This window comes from Cyanobacteria bacterium FACHB-DQ100 (genome assembly GCA_014695195.1).
Taxonomy (GTDB): domain Bacteria; phylum Cyanobacteriota; class Cyanobacteriia; order Leptolyngbyales; family Leptolyngbyaceae; genus Leptolyngbya.
On record JACJNW010000041.1, the window covers coordinates 162,288 to 182,665 of the forward strand.

Genomic DNA, 20,378 nt, shown 5'->3' on the forward strand with positions numbered 1-20,378 from the left:
GGCAATAGGGAACTCACAGGAAGATTTAGGCATGGATATCAAACACGGATTTGTAGGCGCGATCGGCAATACTCCACTGATTCGCCTCAACAGTTTTAGCGATGAAACCGGGTGCGAAATTCTTGGCAAAGCGGAATTTCTCAATCCCGGTGGCTCCGTCAAAGATCGCGCTGCGCTCTACATCATCGAAGATGCCGAGCGACAAGGCTTACTCAAACCCGGCGGAACCGTGGTCGAAGGCACAGCAGGCAACACTGGAATCGGACTCGCGCACATCTGCAACGCCAAAGGTTACAAATGCCTGATCATCATTCCTGAAACCCAGTCTCAAGAAAAGATTGATTTGCTCCGCACTTTAGGCGCAGAAGTTCGCACCGTTCCGGCGGTTCCCTACAAAGATCCGAATAACTATGTTCGACTGTCGGGCAGAATCGCTTCAGAACTGGAAAACGCGATTTGGGCGAATCAGTTCGATAACTTAGCGAATCGCCGTGCTCACTACGAGACTACTGCCCCTGAGATGTGGACTCAGACCAACGGCAAAATTGATGCTTGGGTGACAGCCACCGGAACAGGTGGAACTTATGCCGGAGTTGCGCTGTATCTCAAAGAGCAGAACCCTAATATCAAGTGCGTCCTGGCTGATCCGATGGGTAGCGCTCTCTATAGCTATGTCAAAACCGGAGAGACGAAATCCGAAGGCAATTCAGTCACAGAAGGAATCGGCAACAGTCGCGTCACTGCCAACATGGAAGGCGCACCCGCAGATGATGCCATTCGGGTAGACGATCGAGATGCCATCCGCGTCCTGTACCAACTGCTCGAAAAAGACGGTCTATTTATGGGCGGTTCTGTCGGAATCAACGTTGCAGCGGCAGTTGCCCTAGCAAAACAAATGGGAGCAGGACATACGATCGTCACCATTCTCTGTGATGGCGGCAGTCGTTATCAATCGAAGTTATTCAATCGAGACTGGTTAGCGGCAAAAGGACTGCTACCAGATTAATCGAATGATCACGGTCAGAGTTTGCCAGAACAAGGCTTGTCGCAAACAGGGCGCAGCAAAGGTACTCAAAGCCTTTCAAACGCTTGCGCCTGATGATGCCGCGATCGAGCCTTCCCAATGTTTGGGTCAATGTGGCAATGGCGCAATGGTACTCGTTTTACCGGACGAGATCTGGTACTGTCGCGTTCTGCCCGAAGAAGTGGATGCGATCGTCGATCGGCACTTGATTCAAGGACAGCCGATCAAAGCCATGCTTTACCGCAAATTCCATCCGAACTAAATCTCATCCGGGTTAATTCCTAATTCTCGTAATCGCGCTGCTAGACGATCGGCTTTCTGGCGTTCCGCTTCGGCTCTTTGGAATTCTAGAACCTTACCTTCGGCTCCGGTTGGGATGACTTGCTGATCACGATCGCACCATCGCAACCAAATTCCACTCACCGCTTCAAACTCTCCTTGCCAAACGGTTAATCCCAAACCTACAGTAGGCAGCCAAAACGGTTGTGACAGCTCAACATACTGCCCAAATGATAGACCCCAGACTCGAAGCAGTTGCCCATTCATCTCGTCTGGTCGCTGAAGTTGCTTGAGCGGATCAAAGACGGCATAGTAAGGGACACCAATCCGCGCATACAGATCTTTCTTTTTGCCTAATTCGTTTCCTTCGCGGTTGGAAACAATCTCAATACAAACATCTGGGAATTTGCCAAACTCCCAGACAAAATAAGAGCGATTCTGCTTTTTGCTCCAGTCGGTCGGCATTTCGACCCCTAAGCTGAGGAAGGCATCCGGGACGATCGGATCTTGCTTCGTAGTGTAAAATAACCCAACATTTGCATCTGCAACGAACGGCAGGTTCTCCAACCAAGATGTGTAGAGTGGTTCAACGAGTAGCCTTTGTTGTTTCGCACTTTGAAAATTGTCCACAGGCGTATCGTTCTCGGTGACAATGTGGCTAATGTCGGGCGCAACGAATTCCCCGATATATTGCTGAGTCATAGTCCGAAGTCCAAACCCTACACTTTATTATCACAGTATTCCTGTATTCAGGTTCGCGCTGCAAATCATGTCGATCGCTTGATCGGCCGTGATCAGACGCTTCAATACCACCTGTCTGATCGCGCCCGATTCGACTGCGGGAGTTGGCTTCACTTCCACCATCAGCACCGCATCTTCGACCCGATAGAGTCGCAGCTTCTCGCCGTTTTCCCAAATGTACAATTCCAACTGCTCGATCTGGGGCTTCCGTCTCCAAGCGACCTCATTCCACAAGCCGCCCAACTCCCAGACTCGACCGACACTCCAGCCTTCAGACAGAAAGAAATACTTCACTACCTTCACCAGTTCAGCCATGCTGCTAACCCTAGCGCGAAAGTAGCTCGATCGCGTTCAATTTAACCAAGTTTTCCAGCCTCGTTCGGGTGCTGATTTAAATCCTTGCTCAACACCCGAAGTTCGATCGATTCATTTCCAAGCCCGTTGCTGATAGTTTTGCTTACAAACATTCAAAATTCGCTGATCGTTTTCGCTGACCTTGGAAATGCGATGGTAGCCTTCCAGACCGACCGGCGCGATCGTGGGATTTCCACGGGATGCAACAGAATCATTGCGCTCGGTTGCAATGACGTAGGGATTTTCGTCACGATCGTAGCTGTTGATCACGGTGAGCGAAACTTTATCGGGTTCAACGCTACCATAGGTGCAATCGAACGACGATCGCGGCATATACAGCGCACCGACTAACTTACCTTGTCGTGCTTCAAATACAAAATAGCCCTGCCCGATCTGATCGGGTTCTGCGGATTGCCCGTAAAGGTAGACTCCATCCGGCAATGTGGTTTTCTGTGTGGTTGCTTGAGCAACTGCGTTTTTCGCCAGAGTGCGGGGAGCTGCTTGAGCAGGAGCATTCGTCGCCACCAAGCTAGTGAGCGCAAGCGAAAAACCTGCGATCATCGGGGCTGCCTGTTTAACAGGGGCGAGGAGGTAAGTCTTCAATGCTTTCATGGAATGCCCTCTCATAAATAAAGTCTTTAGCGGGGGTTGAATAAAAAGTGTTGTAATACCCTGATTTCACCAGGGGGCTAGTGAACAGTATCCAACACCGTCTTTGTACTGCTACTCTCTCTGAGGATGTGATTTCGGAAAACGAAATGCAGAGATTTTGAAAAATGCCTCAGCCAAGTACGTAGTAGGGATGCGAGCAAGAAAGAGCCATTGAAAAAGCAGTGCAACTCTGTTGTGAAGAATCTTCAACAAGCGTTACACCTTGCCTTGCTTAACTATCAAATCATCTGTTGAGAGCCGTCGGATTTGATAGAGTGACAGTCTAAAATTTGGCAGTTGAGGTAGGTCGATCGCAACCTGTTTGAAGGGCTGAAATGCCTTACTTGCCCCAATTCACCGCGCTTTAGAGCAGCATCATGCTTAACTTACCATGCCTGATCCAAGCAATTTGCGTTTGCAACAATGATTAATCTCAGATTTGCTTGCCTAGAAAGCAACATCAAATGAATGTTGTCCCACCGTGAAATCTTACCCATTGGCGATGTAGGCACTTCGCTACATCAGACGGATTCACGCCTCTACATTTTCTAAATGCAAGAAAGCCTGATCGATAGGATAACCTTGCTCGATCAGGCTTTCGTTGACTTGTCATTATGAATTTAAAGTGGACGATAAACGCGGTAGTTGATGTCCGGGAAAATGTTGTCGATCGCTTCCACCTTCTCAATCCAACCAGAATCTACTTTGCCGTGATTCAGGTCTTCATAGAGTTTGTTGAAGCGCATCAGGTGCGATCGAGTTCTTCTAATCGCATACGGAACCATTGTTCCGGTTCGCATGATAAATGCCCAGTCGGAAGATTGCGCTAACAAGAGTTCTCGCGCCGCTTGGTTGAGTGCTCGCCACTCCAACTCGTCTGCGGGTTCCCGTTTTGCAAGGTCAATCATGCGTTCTGCGGCTTTGTGCAGATGCGGATAAATCCACGCATTCGTTTCATTCAGCCAATACTCGTGGAAGCCCTTGTAGCCCCAGCTCGATTGCGACGGGCGACACACTTGCTGAGTCGGGTGCTTTCTCAGATAGTCCGCTAAGTGCGTCATTTCAAAGGTGTCTTGATCAAACCAGGCTTTGCGGAATAGGTAATCGATAAACCAGGGGCCTTCGTACCACCAGTGACCAAAGAGTTCGGCATCATAAGGGGAAACGACGATCGGCGGGCGGTGCATAATGCCAAACAAATGCTCAACCTGGCGTTCCCGGTTGTAGACAAAGTTGGCGGCATGTTCAGTTGTCTTTTCCCGCGCCCAGTACGGATCATAAAGCTGCTTATCACCCAGCCCTAACCCTTTACCCGTAATTTTGTGATACTTGATGCCCACATTCTTGCGCTGACCATTGGGCATGACATACGGCTTGATGTATTCGTAGTCTGCATCCCAGCCTAAATCGCGATAGAACTCGCGGTATTCAACCGCTCCTGGATACCCAACTTCTGATGACCAAACCTGCTGAGACGATTCATGATCGCGCCCGAATGCAGCCACACCAGGTTCTGTGAAAATTGGGGCATAACTTCCATACCGGGGGCGAGGACGCGCGTAGAGAATGCCATGTCCATCGGTGAGGAAGTAGCGCAGTCCCGCATCGGCTAACATCCGTTCAACTCCTTCGTAGTAGGCGCATTCGGGGAGCCAGATTCCTTTGGCGGGACGACCAAAGGTTTTTTCGTAATGTTCGCAGGCAACTTGGATCTGTGCCCAGACTGCTTGCGGATACATTTTCATCAGGGGCAGATAGCCATGAGTTGCCCCGCAAGTAATGATTTCGAGGTTGTTCGAGTCGAGAAACTGTTTGAAGGCAGTGATGAGGTTGCGATCGTACTTTTCCCAAGTATTGCGAACCGCATTGAATTCTTTGGCGTTGTGTTCTGCCAGATACTTCATGTGCCCAGAGTGAGCATGACGCTCAACCTCTAGTTCTGCCAGTTCTTCGAGTTGGGCGAGATGCTCATCGTAGCGCTCTTGCAGAAGTGGGTCTGCCAGCATCGAACACAACGGCGGGGTCATGCTCATGGTGATTTTGAAGTCTACCCCGTCGCGCTTTAACCCTTCAAAGACCTGAATTAGCGGAATGTAGGTTTCGGTAATCGCCTCGTAAAGCCATTCTTCTTCTAAAACGTAATCGCTTTCTGGGTGACGCACAAACGGTAAATGAGCGTGAAGTACGAGGGCAACATATCCGATACTCATAGAACTTTTTATCCGTAAGTGGACTGGGATCAGTTGCCAAAATTGTAAAGCAAAATTGTAGCCAATATAGTGAAATTCAAAACGGTAATTTGCTGCCGTTAGTGCTGGAAATTCTGGATGCCAAAAACAATCCTTCCTCCAGCTTTAGCCAAAGGAAGGATGAGATGATTTTATGCGGCGGTCTTGCGTTGCCCTTGGGCTAAGCGAAGCCTTCGTAATTAGTAGCGATATCCTTCTTCGTCAGCCGGATCGCCATAGGGATCTTGACTTGCAGGCGTCACATCGCCATAACCTTGATCAGCCGGATCGCCGTAGGGATCTTGGCTTGCAGGCATCACATCACCATACCCCTGACCATATTGATTAGCCGGATCACCGTAGGGATCTTGGCTTGCAGGCATCACATCACCATACCCCTGACCATATTGATTAGCCGGATCACCGTAGGGATCTTGGCTTGCAGGCATCACATCACCATATCCCTGACCATATTGATTAGCCGGATCGCCATAGGGATCTTGGCTTGCAGGCATCGCATCGCCATAACCTTGATCAGCCGGATCGCCATAGGGATCTTGGCTTGCAGGACGGGGGCGACGCTCTTCTTCGGATGAATTTTCATCACCTAAAAAAGCACCAGCAACTCTTCTAAAAATATCGTCAACCATGATCTAATCTCCAAATAAGGTTTTACTCAATCTAGAAGCCCGCCGATCGCGCTTCGGGCAAACTAGTTAAATCGCGTCCGCTTGGTCGGTTGTTGTATCCCTGAAACTGTTCATATTGCCGCGCTTCTGATGCTGGAACCTGAATTCCTTCACGCGGCGGTGTCACCCACTGCACCCGTTTCTGAGCATCCCGGTAGTAAACCCGACCATTTTTCGACATGTAATACTGCGGTTGTTGACCCTTGGCGGCTTGGGACTTTTTGTGCTGGTTGTAGAGGTAATACAACGCTGCTGCACCTGCTAAGGTTACTGCTGCTTTTTGGCCCGTCGATAGTCCTTGTTTTTTAGGTCGCGCTGGCGCATTCGGTGCACCGTTTGGAGCAGACGCGATTCGAGCGTCATCGATCCGAGTTTGTTGATTGCTACCACCACCACATGCAGCGACAAATGGCACCATCATTAGACAGGACAGAAACCATGAAGCAAGTTTTGTTCCTTTCTGAGACTTGAATAAAATCATTTCCTACCTCGCCACCTCGTTGTTCTGTATAAAAGTTTTTGTAGGTTGTACGCCTTTAACTGTGACCGGAAGTGAATTAGCTTCCCTCGCACTTGTGATAGAGATAGCGAAAGCCTGAGGTATGAGACTGTGGCGAGTCGCACCTGTACCAAGATCTGTAGTGCGGATCTAGAGACCTGGTATTACACGGGCTAGACGGAACCTCAGACGAGGGGGATGATGGCTAGGAAATCAAGGAATTTCTTTCGTCAGTCCTGGAAGAGTGATCAAAAATCGCAAATAAAAATCCGAAGGTAGGATCGCTCCTGCCTTCGGATTAGATTGAGTTGAATTACATTCGGTTAATGATGTTCTGCACGATCAGCATTCCGGTTACAGCTTGCCATCCGAATAATCCAGTAATCACCACATTGATCAAGATATGGCTCATTCGTGCCCATTCCTGACCTTTCTGCATAAACGGGGTGAGTGAAGCTGAGATTGCAATTAAGCAGGTCATGCCTAGTCCTGCAACTAAATGGGGATTGACAAAAAGCTTGCCGCTATTAATGTAAGTTGCGCCCATTGCTCCAACTGAACCCACCACCATCAAAGTCAACACGATCGCACCAATTTGATGATGTTTGATGTTGAATTTCTGCTTGATGAGCTGTTTTTTCAGGTCGCCTTCTGCCGATCGAGTCCGTCGCCATTGGAATCCTGTGTACAGCGCATAGCTTGTCAGCGCTAGCAACACCCACATCAAAACAGGGTGAACAAACTGACTGTAGACTTTGAGGGTGTGAAGGATGTCAGGCGACATAGGGGATGTGTTTCGTGAGAACTGTAATAAAACTTAGCACAATTTCTAATGCAGAAAGTGACGAATTCCGGTAAGCACCATCACGATTCCAAGCTCGTTGGCAGCAGCGATCGAGTCGGCGTCTCTCATACTGCCTCCGGGCTGAACGATCGCGCTAATTCCCGCCGCCGCCGCCGTTCGCACCGAATCATCAAACGGGAAAAAGCCATCGCTAGCTAGCACTGCACCGTTTACTTTGTCTCCTGCTTGTTCGAGTGCGATTTTGACAGAACCGACGCGATTCATTTGTCCGGCTCCAACTCCTAACGTGGTGCGATCGCGACTGACGACGATTGCGTTTGATTTCACGTGCTTACAAATCTTCCAGGCAAACAGCAATTCTGCAAGCTGTTCGGGAGTTGGCTTTCTTTCGGTGACAAACTGCCAATTGTTTGGATCGGCAACAATATCATCTGCTGCCTGTACTAAAAACCCGCCTGCAATTTGTTTAATGTTCTCTTTTGCACCATTGCTCAAATCTAGGAGAACTAACACTCGTAAATTCTGCTTTGCCTGCAAGATGGTTTGAGCTTCTGGATCAATTCCAGGCGCAACTACGCATTCTAGGAAGGTTTTGGTTAAGGCGGTCGCGGTTGCAGGGTCGATCGCTCGATTCAATGCCACAATGCCACCAAATGCAGAAGTCGAATCTGCGTTAAACGCCTTCTCATACGCTTCGGAAATTGATCCGCCCATGGCTGATCCACAAGGGTTGTTGTGCTTGATGATCGTTGCAGCGGGATCATCGTGAATAAATTCAGCAATAATCGATCGTGCTGCTTCCAAATCAACCAGATTGTTGTAGCTCAGTTCTTTTCCCTGAAGCTTTGTTGCGGCTGCCCAGCCGGTTGCAACGGCTCCGGTTTGATACCATGCTGCGGGTTGATGTGGATTTTCTCCGTAGCGTAAGGCTTGAATTTGCGTTCCTGTTAGAGTGAACGAGGTTGATGCTGATTGTGTTTGCTTTTCTAGATAAGCTGCGATCGCTTGATCGTAACTTGCAGTATGTTTGAAGGCTTGGAGTGAGCAGTGTTGGCGGAATGCGATCGAGGCTTCTCCATTCTTCCGAAGCTCCTCAAGGTAAGCATTGTACTGATTGGGATTGCACAACACGGTGAGGTTTGCAAAGTTCTTAGCCGAAGCGCGAATCATGGCAGGGCCGCCGATATCGATTTGTTCGATCGCGTCTTCGAGCGAGACATCCGGTTTCGCGATCGTCTGCTCAAACGGGTAAAGATTGACCACGACCAGATCGATCGGGCGAATGTTCTGCGCTTCCAAATCTGCTACATGCTCCGGTAAATCTCGACGCGCCAGAATTCCGCCATGAATCCGAGGATGCAGCGTTTTGACTCGTCCGCCTAAAATTTCAGGAGATCCGGTGTAGTCTGAAACCTTTGTCACAGGCAATCCGGCTGTTTTCAATGCCTGAGCCGTTCCGCCACTGCTAATCAAATCAAAGCCAAATTCTTCGACTAACTGTTTTGCAAGCTCGATTAATCCCGTTTTGTCGGAGACGCTCAATAATGCTAAACGTGCCATCGATTTAGTTCCCAAGTAAAAAGAGATCTTTAAGCATAGCGTTACAATCAGCAGGATGAGTGATGAAATTCTATGGCACTGAACGCGATCGCAATTCCCGCAAAATCTGGCACTCCCAAAGGCTCGATCGTCATCCTGCACGGCTGGGGATCGAATGCTCAAGATGTTGCATTTCTCTGCTCACTTTTGGAGTTACCGGATATTCAATTTTTCATTCCTGATGCGCCGTTCCCGCATCCCTACAGCACTCAGGGAAAAATGTGGTATGACCTCTCGTATGCCAACTTTCAAGCTGATTTCACGCAACAATCAGACTTACAAACGAGCCGAAAAGCTTTGATCGACTGGCTGAACTCGCTCGAAGCGCAGTCTGGAATTCCTTTATCTCGCACGATTCTTGGCGGTTTTTCTCAAGGTGGTGCAATGACTTTAGAGGTGGGATTGTCGTTACCGTTAGCCGGATTAATGGTTCTGAGCGGCTATCAACACGGGGCATTGAATCCTAGCAAAGAAATTCCACCGATTCTGATGGTGCATGGACGGCAGGATCAGGTTGTGCCGATCGCTGCCGCCCATCGAGCCAAGGCGAATTTAGAGCGATTGAAGGCATCGATCGAATATCGTGAGTTCGATATGGGACACGAAATTTCGCCGTTAGTATTAAACGAAGTTTATGCGTTTGTGCAGAAAGCTTTGCTGTAAATGGTAAAGGTTTGCCGTAGATGGTACACATCCCCAGAAATAGCGTGATCAGGGATAGGCTGAGAGATAGAGTGGCTGAAACGAATTCGTTAAAGATATGAAAAAGGTTTCATCTACTGACTTACCTCCTGAAGCTCAGGCAACACTCCAGCAAATTCAATCTGGAGGTAATTTTCCTTACCCTCAAGATGGTTCTGTCTTCAAGAACTTGGAAAAAAACTTCCGATTAAACCCCAAAATTACTATTTGGAATATACCGCTGAAACTCCTGGAAGTGCTAATCGTGGACAGCGACGACTTATAGTTGGTCAAGGCGGCGAGATCTATTACACAGATGACCATTACAATGGCTTTCAGGAGGTTATCATTGCCTCTTAGTTAACGGAGGAAACCTGTGCAGTTACAGCAACGTTCCGCACTTGATCTGCAAGCGGAAGCCGTAAAGAGCGCTTCTCAACCGGAAGTAAAGGTTTTTTATTTAGATGGCAGAAAGATTGCCAGTAAGGAGGAATTTCTGCGAGAAGTGGCTGAAGCTATGGATTTTCCAACTTACTTTGGTTACAACTGGGATGCGTTTGACGAGTGTATTCGCGACCTAAATTGGTTGCCTGCTCAAAAATACATCGTCATTTATGATCGTCCCGACATTTTCGCAAGAGCGCAGCCCGAACAGTGGCAAATCGCTCAGGAGATTCTTCAATCTGCGGCGCACCACTGGCAGGAATCCGGTCGGTTAATGGAAGTTTGGGTTCTATCACTTCTAAACTAAGTCTTTTCCTTTTTCAAATCTTGAATTAGCTCGATCGTAAACGAACATTTTATTCTGTTAATCGCCTCCGTCTTCTGAAGTAGAATTTGAACTTACGGGGAAACTAGCGGGAGGTTAGTATGATGACTGCATTTCGTTCGGGACAACTAGATGTGTCCGCATTGACCGAAACAGATATCGCAGAACTGGCGACGCGCTTAGAGCAAGATGATTACACCGATGCGTTTGAAGGGCTGAAGGACTGGCATTTACTTAGAGCGATCGCGTTTCAACGTCCAGAATTAGTCGAACCGTATCTTTATCTACTGGATTTAGAAGCGTTTGATGAGTCGTGATGCCCAGTCAGCGAGTTTTATTTGGTATCACAGGCGGGATTGCAGCTTATAAAGTGTGCAATGTAGTTTCGGCATTGGCAAAAGAAGGGATTGAAGTCCGAGTCATTCTCACCGATTCGGCTCAAGCGTTCGTTTCACCATTGACGTTTGCAACACTGAGCCGTCATCCCGCTTATGTCGATCGCACGTTTTGGGATGCTTCAAACGATCGTCCACTGCATATCGAACTTGGTGAATGGGCTGATCTGTTTGTGATCGCTCCCCTAACGGCGAACACCTTAGCAAAATTAACTTACGGACTGTCAGATAATTTATTAACCAACACGGTACTCGCTTCAATTTGCCCGGTATTGTTAGCCCCTGCAATGAATACCGATATGTGGGAGCAACGATCGACCCAACGCAACTGGCGCGAATTGCTAATTGATCCTCGTTACCATTCGGCTGATCCAAGTGCGGGAATTTTAGCGTGCGATCGCGTCGGGACTGGACGCATGGCAGAACCGGAAGAATTACTTGTACAGATCCGATCGCTATTACACACAAAAGGAAAACGAGACTTAGCCGGAAAGCGCGTTTTAATCAGCGCAGGTGGAACGCGAGAACATTTTGATCCAGTGCGGTTTATTGGTAATCCCTCAACCGGGAAAATGGGCGTGGCGATCGCGCAAGCGGCTCTACATCGCGGCGCACAAGTCACCCTGGTTCATGCTCCGATCAACTCGCATCTCCTTGCTCCGCTCCGCAATGTTCGCTTAGTTCCTGTCATGAGTTCCGCTGAAATGCAGCAGGCAATGAAAGACCATCTTAGTGTTGCGGATTATATTGTCATGTCTGCTGCGGTCGGTGATGTACGTTCTGATCTCTATAGCGATACTAAACTTCCGAAAAATCAACTACCAACATCGTTAGATCTAGTTTCAATTCCTGATATCGTTGCTGAATTGTCAACTCTAAAGAAACCCCATCAAACTCTGGTCGGATTTGCAGCGCAGACTGGAGATTATGTTACGCCTGCGATCGACAAACTCAAGCGCAAAAACCTAGACGCGATCGTCGCCAATCCCGTTGATCAACCCAATAGCGGGTTTGGAAGTGATACGAATCAGGCGGTGTTGATTGATCGCTCCGGTCGCCAACTCACCCTTCCAACCTGTAGCAAACTAGAACTGGCGCATCAACTTTTTGACTTTCTTCAGGCTTAATCCTTTTTGCCTTGCCAGTCGGGACAATTTGAATCCTCCCAGCCGAACGGATGAAATCCGCAAATCAAAGGGGTGCGCTTCTCGCGGCTGTACCCGTATGCAATCCCGTGATAATTCGCACAACCGCGACACGATTTGGGACGCGATGACTCTACCTCGCCAAACCCTTGCTGCGATCGCAAAATTTGCTGATTACTCTGCTGACGATGCCAATTGACATAATCAGCCTTACGCAAAAGATAATCGATTCGTCGAAGCGGGGTTCTAGCTGCATCCATTGGTTTAGGTTCCGGAGTAAGGACAACGTAGCGAAAGCCGAAACTTCAGAAGCACTCGCGCCCTGAATATTTTTAGATTATTCGGATTGAATCAGTTCGCGCCTCACTCCTACGTCTAATTTTTGACGCTGGTTTAGCTCGGATAAATCATGTGCTCCGGTCGCACGATTTGATCGAATTCTTCCCCCGTTAAAAAGCCTAGATCAATGCAAGCCTGCCGTAAGGTTGAATTCTCTTGATAAGCTTTGTATGCAACTTTCGCAGCCCGATCGTATCCAATCTTCGGATTCAGCGCAGTAACTAGCATCAATGAATTTTCGAGAAATTGGGTAATGCGATCGCGATTCGGTTGAATGCCTGCAACCATATGATCGGTGAATGAAGCACAAGCATCTGAGAGAATGCGAATCGAATGAATCAAGTTATGAATTAACACAGGCTTGAACACATTCAGTTCAAAGTTCCCTTGACTGGCAGCAATGCCGATCGCGCTATCGTTTCCCATCACTTGCACACACACCATTGTCATCGCTTCACACTGAGTTGGATTGACTTTTCCCGGCATGATTGATGATCCCGGTTCATTCGCGGGTAAGACTAATTCTCCAAGTCCACATCGTGGGCCTGATCCCATCCAGCGCAAATCATTCGCAATCTTCATCAAGGCGCAAGCTAGTGTTTTGATCGCGCCACTGGTAAAGACGATCGCTTCATGCGCTGCTAATGCCGCAAATTTATTCGGCGCACTGACAAAGGACAATCCGGTTAACTTCGCGATTTCATCGGCTGATCGTTCTGCAAATTCTGGGTGCGTATTAATTCCAGTTCCGACTGCGGTTCCTCCGATCGCTAACTCATACAATCCCGGCAATGTTGCTTCAATGCGAACGATCGCTTGATCTAACTGTGCCACATAGCCCGAAAACTCTTGTCCCAGGGTGAGTGGAACTGCATCCATCAAATGAGTCCGCCCAATTTTGATAATGGTTTCAAACTCGGCTGATTTTTCCTGCAACGCATCCCGCAGCTTTTTGATCATCGGTAACAATGATTGATGAATCGCTTCTGCTGCTGCAATGTGCATCGCTGTGGGAAACGTATCATTTGATGATTGCGACATATTAACGTGGTCATTTGGGTGAATTGGAGCTTTACTGCCTAAAATACCGCCAGCGAGATCGATCGCACGATTTGAAATTACCTCATTTGCGTTCATATTGGTCTGTGTTCCGCTTCCTGTCTGCCATACAGATAACGGAAAATGATCGTTTAGCTTTCCTTCGATCACTTCGTTCGCAGCTTGAATGATCAATTGGGCTTTTTCGGGTGGGAGCTTTCCTAAATCTTGATTGACGATCGCCGCTGCCTTTTTCAGAATTCCAAATGCCCGAATCAACTCGGTCGGCATCCTATCTTGTCCGATCGCGAAATACATCAAAGAGCGTTGCGTTTGTGCGCCCCAGTAGCGATCGTTGGGTACAGCGATCGCGCCCATGCTGTCTGTTTCAGTTCTAGTGGTCATGTGAAGGCTTCCTTGTGCGATCGGCAATCTCTAGACTACGGGATCTGTGGCAAAGGGAAAAGCGAGACCGAAACCGTATAATACAATCGCTCTGACAACTCTAAATTCGATCGTGTGACTCAAAACCCCTTTGATCAACTCGCTAAACAATATTTAGAGGAATTTCTTGCTCCGATTGGTACAGTACAACGACAGTATGAAATTCCAGGTGAGTCTAAATTTGTCGATGTTTGGTTTGTTCCCAACCCAGATGCAACTCAAACCGAAGATTTGGGACTTTTACGACGAATGGTACAACAGCCTTGCCTGTTCGAGCCATATCGCAATGTTCCAACTCGTACTGAGGTGAGAGTATCAGTCATGAAGTTGGTTTGGATACAAGAAGATGAACGGCGCAAAGCTAAACTCGATGAGCTTCCAGAAGAGGCTTTACCTTGTCTGTGGATTCTGGCAGCGACAACCTCGAAGCCATTGTTAGAGGAAGCAGAAGGCAGAGTCAAAGCTGACTGGATGCCCGGAGTATACTTCCTGTCAGGCATCTTTAAGAGCGCTATTGTTGCAATTGATCAACTTCCTGAAACTGAGGACACTTTATGGCTCAGAGTTTTGGGGCGTGACAGAACTCAGGAAAGAGCAATCCGAGAAGTATTGGCGCTACCGCCTGATCACCATCGACGAAATACTATCTTACGATTGCTGACAAACTGGAAGATTAGAATTGATTTAGGTGAACTGGTAAACTTCTGCGATTCGGAGGCGATCATGGCATTTTCAGAAGCGTTCTTAGAATGGGAGCGACAAACTCAAGAGCGAAGTAAACAAGAAGCGGTGGAAGCGATCGCGTTTAGAATGCTACAAAAAAATCTTCCCCTAGAGACGATCTCGGAAGTCACGGGACTAACAATGGAGTATCTCCAGCATCTTCAAGCTGAACGCGATCGATGAGCATTCGATGGTAGAGACAACGACAAATTAGAAGAATTTTAACGATCGACCACTAATCCATCCTTGACATGAATGACTCGTTGAGTTTGCGCTGCAACATCAGGTTCATGGGTCACAATCACGATCGTAATTCCTTGCTGATTCAACTCGGTTAATAAACTCATCACCTCGGTTGAAGTTTGTGTATCTAACGCACCTGTCGGCTCATCCGCTAGCACCAGCGCTGGACGATTGACCAAAGCACGAGCGATCGCAACTCGCTGCTGTTGTCCCCCTGAAAGCTGGTTCGGGCGATTTCCTAACCGCTCTGCAAGTCCAACGCGAGTCAGTGCTTCTGCGGCACGTTCTTTTCTTTGCGATCGCGGAACCCCTGCATACACCATTGGTAACATCACATTCTCTAACGCCGTCGATCGATTCAATAGATTGAATTGCTGAAATACAAAACCGATGCGTTGATTGCGAATAAAAGCGAGTTCATCATTATCGAGTGTAGTTAAGTTCCGACCTTCCAGTACATAATGACCCTCCGAAGGACGATCGAGACACCCGATAATGTTCATCAAAGTTGACTTACCCGATCCAGACATTCCCATAATCGCAACATACTCACCTTCCTCAATGGAAAGATTAATGCCTTTGAGAACAGGAACATCAATATCGCCTAAACGGTAAGTCTTAATGATGTCTTCCATCCAAATCATGGTTGCCATTGTTCAGTCACTCCTGTTCAATCACTCCGTAGTGCTGCGATCGGATCAAGTTTGGCTGCATTCCGAGCCGGAATCACGCCTGCAATCAACCCAACAACCAAGGCAAGCGTTAATCCTGATGCGATCGCGAATCCCGAAACAATAAACGGAAAGCTAAACAGGCTGGATGCTGCGAATGCTAATCCCAATCCCGCAGCCACCCCGATCGCACCCCCCAGCATCGAAACTAAAATTGCCTCCGTGAGAAATTGGCTTAACACAGCGCTATTCGTTGCACCGATCGCTTTTCTAATTCCAATCTCGCGAGTGCGTTCGACCACAGACACTAACATAATGTTCGCAATTCCAATGCCGCCAACCACCAGGGAAATACCTGCGATCGCGCTCACTAATATTGTGAACAGTCCCACAACACTACTAAACGTATTGATAATATCTACCTGATTGCTAATACGAAAGTCATCCGGCGTCGGTGGATAGATATTGTGCCGAATTCTGAGTAGATTCGTCACTTGAAACTGTGCCGCTTCAAGTTGTTCTTGATCTTTCGCTTTCACCCAAAACCCGCTAATCGCACGACCATTTAGCGAGTTATTTCCCACAATTCGCGAAGACATGTTTGTCAGGGGAATATACACACGATCGTCTTGATCTTGTCCACCCACTGATCCTTTTGACTCTGCCACACCCACCACGGTATAGCGCCCATTTTGAATGCGGATATTTGCACCGATCGCGGCTTCTCCTGGGGAGAATAAACTATCGCGAACTGCGCTTCCCAGCACCACAACAGAATTTTCATTCTGCATATCGTCCTGAGTAAAAAATCGCCCCTCTTGCGGCTTGATCTCTTTCACATCGGAATAATTGAGATCAATCCCTAAAATTGAAGTCGAATCATTCTGATCGTTGTAAACAACCTGTCCACCACGCTGTAAAAACGCCGTTACTCCTTCTGCTGCTGGAACCTGACGCCCCGCTGCTTGAGCATCTTCGAGCGTCAGGGTGCTTGCTGATCCGGCTCCTTGGCTAATTCCACCCGATCGTGCCACGCCTGAAAGCACCAGCATCACATTCGTTCCCAGGGCTTGAATCTGCTGTTCTGTCGCTTTCTGTACCCCTTGCCCAACTGAAGTGACTGTAATCACCGAAGCGATTCCAATAATCACGCCCAGCATAGTTAAACTGGTGCGTAATCGATTGCTCCAGAGTGCTTCCACTGCCATCGTAAAGATTTCCAGCAGGGATACGGGATTCGATCGAATCTCTGCAAACTTTCCCATATCATTGACCTCCGCTGCGTCTACCGCCACCTTGAGCTCCGCCGCCACCGCCTGGCGCACCCGGAAAGACCGAAGGCGTTCTCGATTGCGGTCGCTCACCTTGCGGAAAGCTGATCAATACGCGATCGCCCTCTTTCAGCCCTGATTCCACAATGGTTTTATCATCCACGGTTGCGCCCGTTGTAATTCGTTGAAATCGGGGTCTTCCTTGCTCTCGACCGGAAAGCAAAACGCCCGTTCCTTCGGCTTGTCGCACGATCGCAACCGTTGGAACGACTAAAGCATTCTCAATCTGACCGACATTAAATTTCGCATTCACATTCATTCCAGCCTGCAAGTTGTTTTGTCGATCGTCGATCGAGGTCTTTACTTCAAAGTTCGTCACATTCTGATCGACCGTGGATTGATTCGCAACTTGCACCACCGTTCCGGTGAAAGATTTGCCCGGAAAAGCATCGGCATCGATCGTCACTCGCTGCCCCACTTTGATCCGAGAAATGCTCGTTTCTGGCACTTTCGCCACAACTTGATTCGTCGCCGCTAACGCCAAAATTGAAGAAGAAGTCGCAGACGAAACCGCACTACTCGAAGTGGTTGGAGTCACAAACGAACCCGGATCAGCAAACTTGCGCGTAATCACACCGCTAAACGGAGCGCGAATAATCGTGTCATTGATTTGAGTTTGAACGGTTTTGAGTTGTCCTTGAGCACTCAAGACCTGAGCGCGAGCCGCAGCAATATCCTCCGATCGACTCCCTGCCTGCTGTAAGCTCAAAGCTTGCCTTAACTGTTCAACTTGAGCGCGAGCCGCCGCAATTTCCTCTGGACGAGTTCCGGTTTGCTGAAGATTGACGGCTTGCTTGGCTTGTTCAACCTGAGCGCGGGCAGTTGCAAGAGCCGTTTGAGACGTATCAAATTCGCGCTGAGACAATGCCCCAGAGCTAAACAATCGCTGATTCTGGTTAAAGTTCAACTGAGCTTGCTGTAAGCTTGCTTCAGCCGCCGTGAGCTGCGATCGAGCCTGAGCAATTTCCTGCGGACGGTTGCCTGCAATCAGCTTATCTAAGTTCGCTTCAGCCGCCGTGAGCTGCGCTTGGGCTTGGGCAATTTCTTGCGGACGATTGCCAGATTCAAGCTTATTCAAATTTGCTTGAGTATTAGCAATTTGCGCCTGAGCTTGAAGCAATTGTCCTTGTAGGTTCGAGTCATCCATCCGTGCTAGAACCTGACCTGTGACGACTCGATCGCCCTCTTTCACCAGCAACTGTTTCAGCACCCCAGAGCTTTTTGGACTCACATTTACCGATTGGGCAGGCTGCACGGTTCCATTGGCCGAAATTGTAATGGCGGTATCAACGCGATCGACCGTCACCGTTTGCACGCGTCGTCTGGCATCCTGCCGCTGCGATGCCGTGTACTGGTTATAGGCAAAATAGCCTCCGGTTCCCAGGATGCCTGCTGTCAGTAGCCACACCACCCACTTCGGAAGCTTTGGTCTAACTTTCATCCACTGTTTCACAGATGCCATTTCCCCTGCCTCAGTCCGAAACCAACGTTGAACCATCGTGCTTATTAGTGTAGTGAATGCTGTTCCTATTAGACGGCACGATCGCGAAAAGCGTTCAAAGCAAGAACGCAGACGAGCAGAATTAGAGCGGCAGAGAGCAGAACAAGCAGAGCAGGAATTAGAAGCGGAAAGATCGAGAGCAGAGCAAGAAAGATCAAGAGCGGAAAGTGCTGAGCGTGACTTAGAACGAGAACGCTGAAAAGCGCAGCAACTTGCAGAAAAATTGAGGGCGTTAGGGCTTACTTAATCCTGATGATTTTTGAGCGAAGGTTCTAAGACCGGGGCTGTTGATTCGACAGGACTGAGCCAGATAATCCGATCGTCAATCTTCACCATCTTTTCATCACCAGGTACCTGGATGAAAAACCTCTCTTTGCCAAAGGTGATCTTCTCTACTGGCAGCCACCTCTTGCCCTCATGTATCAGTAAGGGAATTTTTGGCTCTGTGCTGTAGTGAACGCGCCAAGCTTTCCAGAGTTGGCGAAATTCAGTGCAGTTTGCTTCGTAGCCTACGGGTATCGGGCAGTGCTCGTATTCGATCAGTCCCTGCGGATTGATTCGAGTTGGGATATATTGCTGAGCTATCAAGATGCGATTGACGAGTTCTTGATAGGCTGTGGATTGCCGTACCAAAACAGCACGAATTTGCCCAACGAGTTTCGCAGTCGCAACCAGTTCGCCTTTTCTGGCTAAGAGTTGCTCAGTGTTAAATGCAGGCTCAATCCGCAAGTTTTGATTTGCCAAAAATGAAATCTTACCCTCAACAAATTTCTTGACTAATTCGGTGTCATCGAGGCTATTCATCGTTCTTAGAAATCAGTAAATACTCGGTAGCACTAATCATTCTCTTGCTACAGTATCGCTGATTCTACTTAGACTTCTTTGTGTTGTTCCAGAAAAGTTACATGAAGAAATCGTAAATTCTACAGTGCTGATAAAGTGCGATCGATAACCTCATAAATCGATTCGAGTTCATCGGCTGTAATGCAGTAGGGTGGCATGATGTAGAGCGTATCTCCGAGGGGGCGCAACAGAAATCCCGCTTCCAGGAATTTCGATCGCAGCCGGGGAGCGATCGCATTAAAGTAGCCGGATTCGTCGTCGGTCTTGATCTCCATTGCCGCGATCGTACCGCAGACGCGGAACTGCTTTAAGCGCGAATGAGCCAGCAGATAGCGATCGAGAAATTTCCAATGCAGGTCTTCTAAGCGTTTATACGCATTCGGATTTTGTGTCAGTAATTCCAGGGAGACAACTCCGGTTGCACAAGCGAGGGGATTTCCGGTGTAAGAATGTCCGTGATAAAACGCTTGAGTGGGATCATCTTGATAGAAGGCTTGATAAATCGCTTCGTTTGCGATCGTCACTGAAAGCGGTAGACATCCACCGGACAGACCTTTGGATAAGCAAATAATGTCAGGGGTTGCAGCAGATTTCACACAGGCAAACAGTTCACCCGTCCGCCCAAACCCCGTCATAACTTCATCATAGATGAGCAACACATTAAACTGATCTGCTAATGTCCTCAGTGCTTGTAAAAATTGAGGGCGACACATTCGCATTCCACCCGCCCCCTGAATCAGAGGCTCGATGAAAATGCCAATGATGTTTTGTTGTTTGAGTAATTGTTCGATCGTCTCTAAAACTTCTGCTTCTTTGCGCTCGATCGTTGAATCCCCTCGATAAGTTGCCGGAAACGGAACTAACGCAGTCTCGAACATCAAATCGCGGAATGGCTGCCACCAAGTTGAGCCAGAACCGATCGACATGGCACCGATCGTGTCCCCGTGGTAGCCCCCCTCAAAGGTAATAAATGTGCTGCGTTGTTCTCCAAGGTTGCGCCAGTATTGATATGCCATTTTCAGCGCTACTTCTACCGAAGTTGAACCATTATCAGAAAAGAAAACTCGCGTTAGCTCAGACGGTAAGTGAGCTAATAGATTACGCGCCAATCGCTCAGCCGGATCATGCGTGAATCCAGCAAAAATCACATGCTCTAGCTGTTGAGCCTGTTGATAAAGCGCTTCAGCCAAAGCAGGATGACTATGACCATGAATAGTTACCCACCAGCTAGAAATACAATCGAGAATGCGGCGATCGTCTTCAAGTTCTAGCCAAACTCCGTCGCCCCGCTTCACTTTTAACGGTTCAGGGGTGGTTTTCATCTGCGTGAAAGGTCGCCAGATCGGAGAGTGTGCGTTCATAGTCAGTGTTAACTTCAGTGATGTT

Annotated in this window: 23 protein-coding genes and 1 pseudogene; 9 read left to right on the top strand and 15 right to left on the bottom strand. The window is 48.3% G+C overall.

The window, feature by feature from the left end; genetic code table 11:
* The first annotated feature begins 31 nt into the window (after positions 1 to 31).
* On the top strand, positions 32 to 1,006 hold the full coding sequence (locus tag H6F51_24490) for a cysteine synthase A (protein MBD1825631.1): 975 nt from the start codon (positions 32 to 34) through the stop codon (positions 1,004 to 1,006).
* 4 nt (positions 1,007 to 1,010) lie between these two features.
* Positions 1,011 to 1,286: a (2Fe-2S) ferredoxin domain-containing protein gene (locus H6F51_24495; GenBank protein ID MBD1825632.1), complete on the top strand. Its 276-nt coding sequence runs from the start codon at positions 1,011 to 1,013 to the stop codon at positions 1,284 to 1,286.
* Here the strand turns inward: H6F51_24495 and H6F51_24500 are convergent.
* From H6F51_24500 to purH, 8 genes are all read right to left on the bottom strand, one after another.
* Positions 1,283 to 2,005 carry a Uma2 family endonuclease gene (locus tag H6F51_24500; GenBank protein ID MBD1825633.1) on the bottom strand — a complete coding sequence of 241 codons (723 nt, stop codon included), beginning with the start codon at positions 2,003 to 2,005 and terminating at the stop codon, positions 1,283 to 1,285. The two genes, H6F51_24495 and H6F51_24500, sit on opposite strands and share 4 nt — an antisense overlap.
* 30 nt (positions 2,006 to 2,035) lie before the next feature.
* A complete protein-coding gene (locus tag H6F51_24505) occupies positions 2,036 to 2,338 on the bottom strand; it encodes a hypothetical protein (GenBank protein MBD1825634.1) in 303 nt (100 codons plus the stop codon).
* A gap of 132 nt (positions 2,339 to 2,470) precedes the next feature.
* Positions 2,471 to 3,010 carry a hypothetical protein gene (locus H6F51_24510; protein ID MBD1825635.1) on the bottom strand — a complete coding sequence of 180 codons (540 nt, stop codon included), beginning with the start codon at positions 3,008 to 3,010 and terminating at the stop codon, positions 2,471 to 2,473.
* A gap of 659 nt (positions 3,011 to 3,669) precedes the next feature.
* A complete protein-coding gene (locus tag H6F51_24515) occupies positions 3,670 to 5,259 on the bottom strand; it encodes a glycoside hydrolase family 57 protein (GenBank protein ID MBD1825636.1) in 1,590 nt (529 codons plus the stop codon).
* Between the two features lie 218 nt (positions 5,260 to 5,477).
* Positions 5,478 to 5,927 (bottom strand): hypothetical protein, encoded by a 450-nt coding sequence (locus H6F51_24520; GenBank protein MBD1825637.1) that lies wholly within the window; start codon positions 5,925 to 5,927, stop codon positions 5,478 to 5,480.
* A 31-nt stretch (positions 5,928 to 5,958) separates the two neighbouring features.
* The gene (locus tag H6F51_24525) at positions 5,959 to 6,447 is read right to left on the bottom strand and encodes a hypothetical protein (GenBank protein ID MBD1825638.1); all 489 of its coding nucleotides are present in this window, start codon (positions 6,445 to 6,447) and stop codon (positions 5,959 to 5,961) included.
* 331 nt (positions 6,448 to 6,778) lie between these two features.
* The gene (locus H6F51_24530; protein ID MBD1825639.1) at positions 6,779 to 7,249 is read right to left on the bottom strand and encodes a DUF4079 domain-containing protein; all 471 of its coding nucleotides are present in this window, start codon (positions 7,247 to 7,249) and stop codon (positions 6,779 to 6,781) included.
* A 45-nt stretch (positions 7,250 to 7,294) separates the two neighbouring features.
* Positions 7,295 to 8,830: a bifunctional phosphoribosylaminoimidazolecarboxamide formyltransferase/IMP cyclohydrolase gene (gene purH / locus H6F51_24535; GenBank protein MBD1825640.1), complete on the bottom strand. Its 1,536-nt coding sequence runs from the start codon at positions 8,828 to 8,830 to the stop codon at positions 7,295 to 7,297.
* Positions 8,831 to 8,902: 72 nt separating this feature from the next.
* On the opposite strand from purH, the gene H6F51_24540 reads away from it, so the two are divergent.
* From H6F51_24540 to coaBC, 5 genes and pseudogenes are all read left to right on the top strand, one after another.
* A complete protein-coding gene (locus H6F51_24540; GenBank protein ID MBD1825641.1) occupies positions 8,903 to 9,532 on the top strand; it encodes an alpha/beta hydrolase in 630 nt (209 codons plus the stop codon).
* Between the two features lie 97 nt (positions 9,533 to 9,629).
* Positions 9,630 to 9,910 (top strand): annotated as a pseudogene (locus H6F51_24545) (guanyl-specific ribonuclease Sa).
* 16 nt (positions 9,911 to 9,926) lie between these two features.
* Positions 9,927 to 10,301, top strand: coding sequence for a barstar family protein (locus H6F51_24550; GenBank protein MBD1825642.1), 375 nt, complete (start codon positions 9,927 to 9,929; stop codon positions 10,299 to 10,301).
* Between the two features lie 122 nt (positions 10,302 to 10,423).
* Positions 10,424 to 10,636 (top strand): DUF2555 domain-containing protein, encoded by a 213-nt coding sequence (locus H6F51_24555; GenBank protein MBD1825643.1) that lies wholly within the window; start codon positions 10,424 to 10,426, stop codon positions 10,634 to 10,636.
* On the top strand, positions 10,636 to 11,841 hold the full coding sequence (gene coaBC, locus H6F51_24560; GenBank protein MBD1825644.1) for a bifunctional phosphopantothenoylcysteine decarboxylase/phosphopantothenate--cysteine ligase CoaBC: 1,206 nt from the start codon (positions 10,636 to 10,638) through the stop codon (positions 11,839 to 11,841). The genes H6F51_24555 and coaBC overlap by 1 nt, the downstream gene beginning before the upstream one ends.
* On the opposite strand, the gene H6F51_24565 is transcribed toward coaBC, so the two are convergent.
* On the bottom strand, positions 11,838 to 12,089 hold the full coding sequence (locus H6F51_24565; protein MBD1825645.1) for a hypothetical protein: 252 nt from the start codon (positions 12,087 to 12,089) through the stop codon (positions 11,838 to 11,840). The two genes, coaBC and H6F51_24565, sit on opposite strands and share 4 nt — an antisense overlap.
* A 163-nt stretch (positions 12,090 to 12,252) precedes the next feature.
* On the bottom strand, positions 12,253 to 13,641 hold the full coding sequence (gene fumC, locus H6F51_24570; GenBank protein ID MBD1825646.1) for a class II fumarate hydratase: 1,389 nt from the start codon (positions 13,639 to 13,641) through the stop codon (positions 12,253 to 12,255).
* Between the two features lie 114 nt (positions 13,642 to 13,755).
* Here fumC and H6F51_24575 point away from each other — a divergent pair, with 114 nt between their 5' ends.
* Positions 13,756 to 14,586: a flagellar assembly protein H gene (locus H6F51_24575; GenBank protein ID MBD1825647.1), complete on the top strand. Its 831-nt coding sequence runs from the start codon at positions 13,756 to 13,758 to the stop codon at positions 14,584 to 14,586.
* A 38-nt stretch (positions 14,587 to 14,624) separates the two neighbouring features.
* Here H6F51_24575 and H6F51_24580 read toward each other — a convergent pair whose 3' ends face one another.
* The 3 genes from H6F51_24580 to H6F51_24590 are packed head-to-tail and all read right to left on the bottom strand — an operon-like array spanning position 14,625 to position 18,101.
* Entirely contained in the window at positions 14,625 to 15,290 is a 666-nt protein-coding gene (locus H6F51_24580; GenBank protein ID MBD1825648.1) for an ABC transporter ATP-binding protein, read from the bottom strand.
* Between the two features lie 26 nt (positions 15,291 to 15,316).
* Positions 15,317 to 16,582 carry an ABC transporter permease gene (locus tag H6F51_24585; GenBank protein ID MBD1825649.1) on the bottom strand — a complete coding sequence of 422 codons (1,266 nt, stop codon included), beginning with the start codon at positions 16,580 to 16,582 and terminating at the stop codon, positions 15,317 to 15,319.
* Between the two features lies 1 nt (position 16,583).
* Positions 16,584 to 18,101 (bottom strand): efflux RND transporter periplasmic adaptor subunit, encoded by a 1,518-nt coding sequence (locus tag H6F51_24590; GenBank protein ID MBD1825650.1) that lies wholly within the window; start codon positions 18,099 to 18,101, stop codon positions 16,584 to 16,586.
* Between the two features lie 61 nt (positions 18,102 to 18,162).
* Between H6F51_24590 and H6F51_24595 the strand changes: the two genes are divergently transcribed.
* Entirely contained in the window at positions 18,163 to 18,348 is a 186-nt protein-coding gene (locus tag H6F51_24595; protein MBD1825651.1) for a hypothetical protein, read from the top strand.
* A 44-nt stretch (positions 18,349 to 18,392) separates the two neighbouring features.
* Here H6F51_24595 and H6F51_24600 read toward each other — a convergent pair whose 3' ends face one another.
* Together H6F51_24600 and bioA are read right to left on the bottom strand one after the other, a co-directional pair.
* Positions 18,393 to 18,953, bottom strand: a complete 561-nt coding sequence (locus H6F51_24600) for a hypothetical protein (GenBank protein MBD1825652.1) — start codon at positions 18,951 to 18,953, stop codon at positions 18,393 to 18,395.
* Positions 18,954 to 19,072: 119 nt separating this feature from the next.
* Positions 19,073 to 20,353 (bottom strand): adenosylmethionine--8-amino-7-oxononanoate transaminase, encoded by a 1,281-nt coding sequence (gene bioA / locus H6F51_24605; protein MBD1825653.1) that lies wholly within the window; start codon positions 20,351 to 20,353, stop codon positions 19,073 to 19,075.
* Positions 20,354 to 20,378: the final 25 nt, after the last annotated feature.

Excerpts from the sequence above, each read along its gene's own strand:
- H6F51_24555 (MBD1825643.1), top strand. The coding sequence starts at position 10,424 with ATGACTGCATTTCGTTCGGGACAACTAGATGTGTCCGCATTGACCGAA.
- H6F51_24490 (MBD1825631.1), top strand. The coding sequence starts at position 32 with ATGGATATCAAACACGGATTTGTAGGCGCGATCGGCAATACTCCACTG.
- H6F51_24515 (MBD1825636.1), bottom strand. The coding sequence starts at position 5,259 with ATGAGTATCGGATATGTTGCCCTCGTACTTCACGCTCATTTACCGTTT.
- H6F51_24525 (MBD1825638.1), bottom strand. The coding sequence starts at position 6,447 with ATGATTTTATTCAAGTCTCAGAAAGGAACAAAACTTGCTTCATGGTTT.
- H6F51_24510 (MBD1825635.1), bottom strand. The coding sequence starts at position 3,010 with ATGAAAGCATTGAAGACTTACCTCCTCGCCCCTGTTAAACAGGCAGCC.
- H6F51_24585 (MBD1825649.1), bottom strand. The coding sequence starts at position 16,582 with ATGGGAAAGTTTGCAGAGATTCGATCGAATCCCGTATCCCTGCTGGAA.
- H6F51_24540 (MBD1825641.1), top strand. The coding sequence starts at position 8,903 with ATGGCACTGAACGCGATCGCAATTCCCGCAAAATCTGGCACTCCCAAA.
- H6F51_24520 (MBD1825637.1), bottom strand. The coding sequence starts at position 5,927 with ATGGTTGACGATATTTTTAGAAGAGTTGCTGGTGCTTTTTTAGGTGAT.
- H6F51_24600 (MBD1825652.1), bottom strand. The coding sequence starts at position 18,953 with ATGAATAGCCTCGATGACACCGAATTAGTCAAGAAATTTGTTGAGGGT.
- purH (MBD1825640.1), bottom strand. The coding sequence starts at position 8,830 with ATGGCACGTTTAGCATTATTGAGCGTCTCCGACAAAACGGGATTAATC.
- fumC (MBD1825646.1), bottom strand. The coding sequence starts at position 13,641 with ATGACCACTAGAACTGAAACAGACAGCATGGGCGCGATCGCTGTACCC.
- H6F51_24500 (MBD1825633.1), bottom strand. The coding sequence starts at position 2,005 with ATGACTCAGCAATATATCGGGGAATTCGTTGCGCCCGACATTAGCCAC.
- H6F51_24580 (MBD1825648.1), bottom strand. The coding sequence starts at position 15,290 with ATGATTTGGATGGAAGACATCATTAAGACTTACCGTTTAGGCGATATT.
- H6F51_24530 (MBD1825639.1), bottom strand. The coding sequence starts at position 7,249 with ATGTCGCCTGACATCCTTCACACCCTCAAAGTCTACAGTCAGTTTGTT.
- coaBC (MBD1825644.1), top strand. The coding sequence starts at position 10,636 with ATGCCCAGTCAGCGAGTTTTATTTGGTATCACAGGCGGGATTGCAGCT.
- H6F51_24495 (MBD1825632.1), top strand. The coding sequence starts at position 1,011 with ATGATCACGGTCAGAGTTTGCCAGAACAAGGCTTGTCGCAAACAGGGC.
- bioA (MBD1825653.1), bottom strand. The coding sequence starts at position 20,353 with ATGAACGCACACTCTCCGATCTGGCGACCTTTCACGCAGATGAAAACC.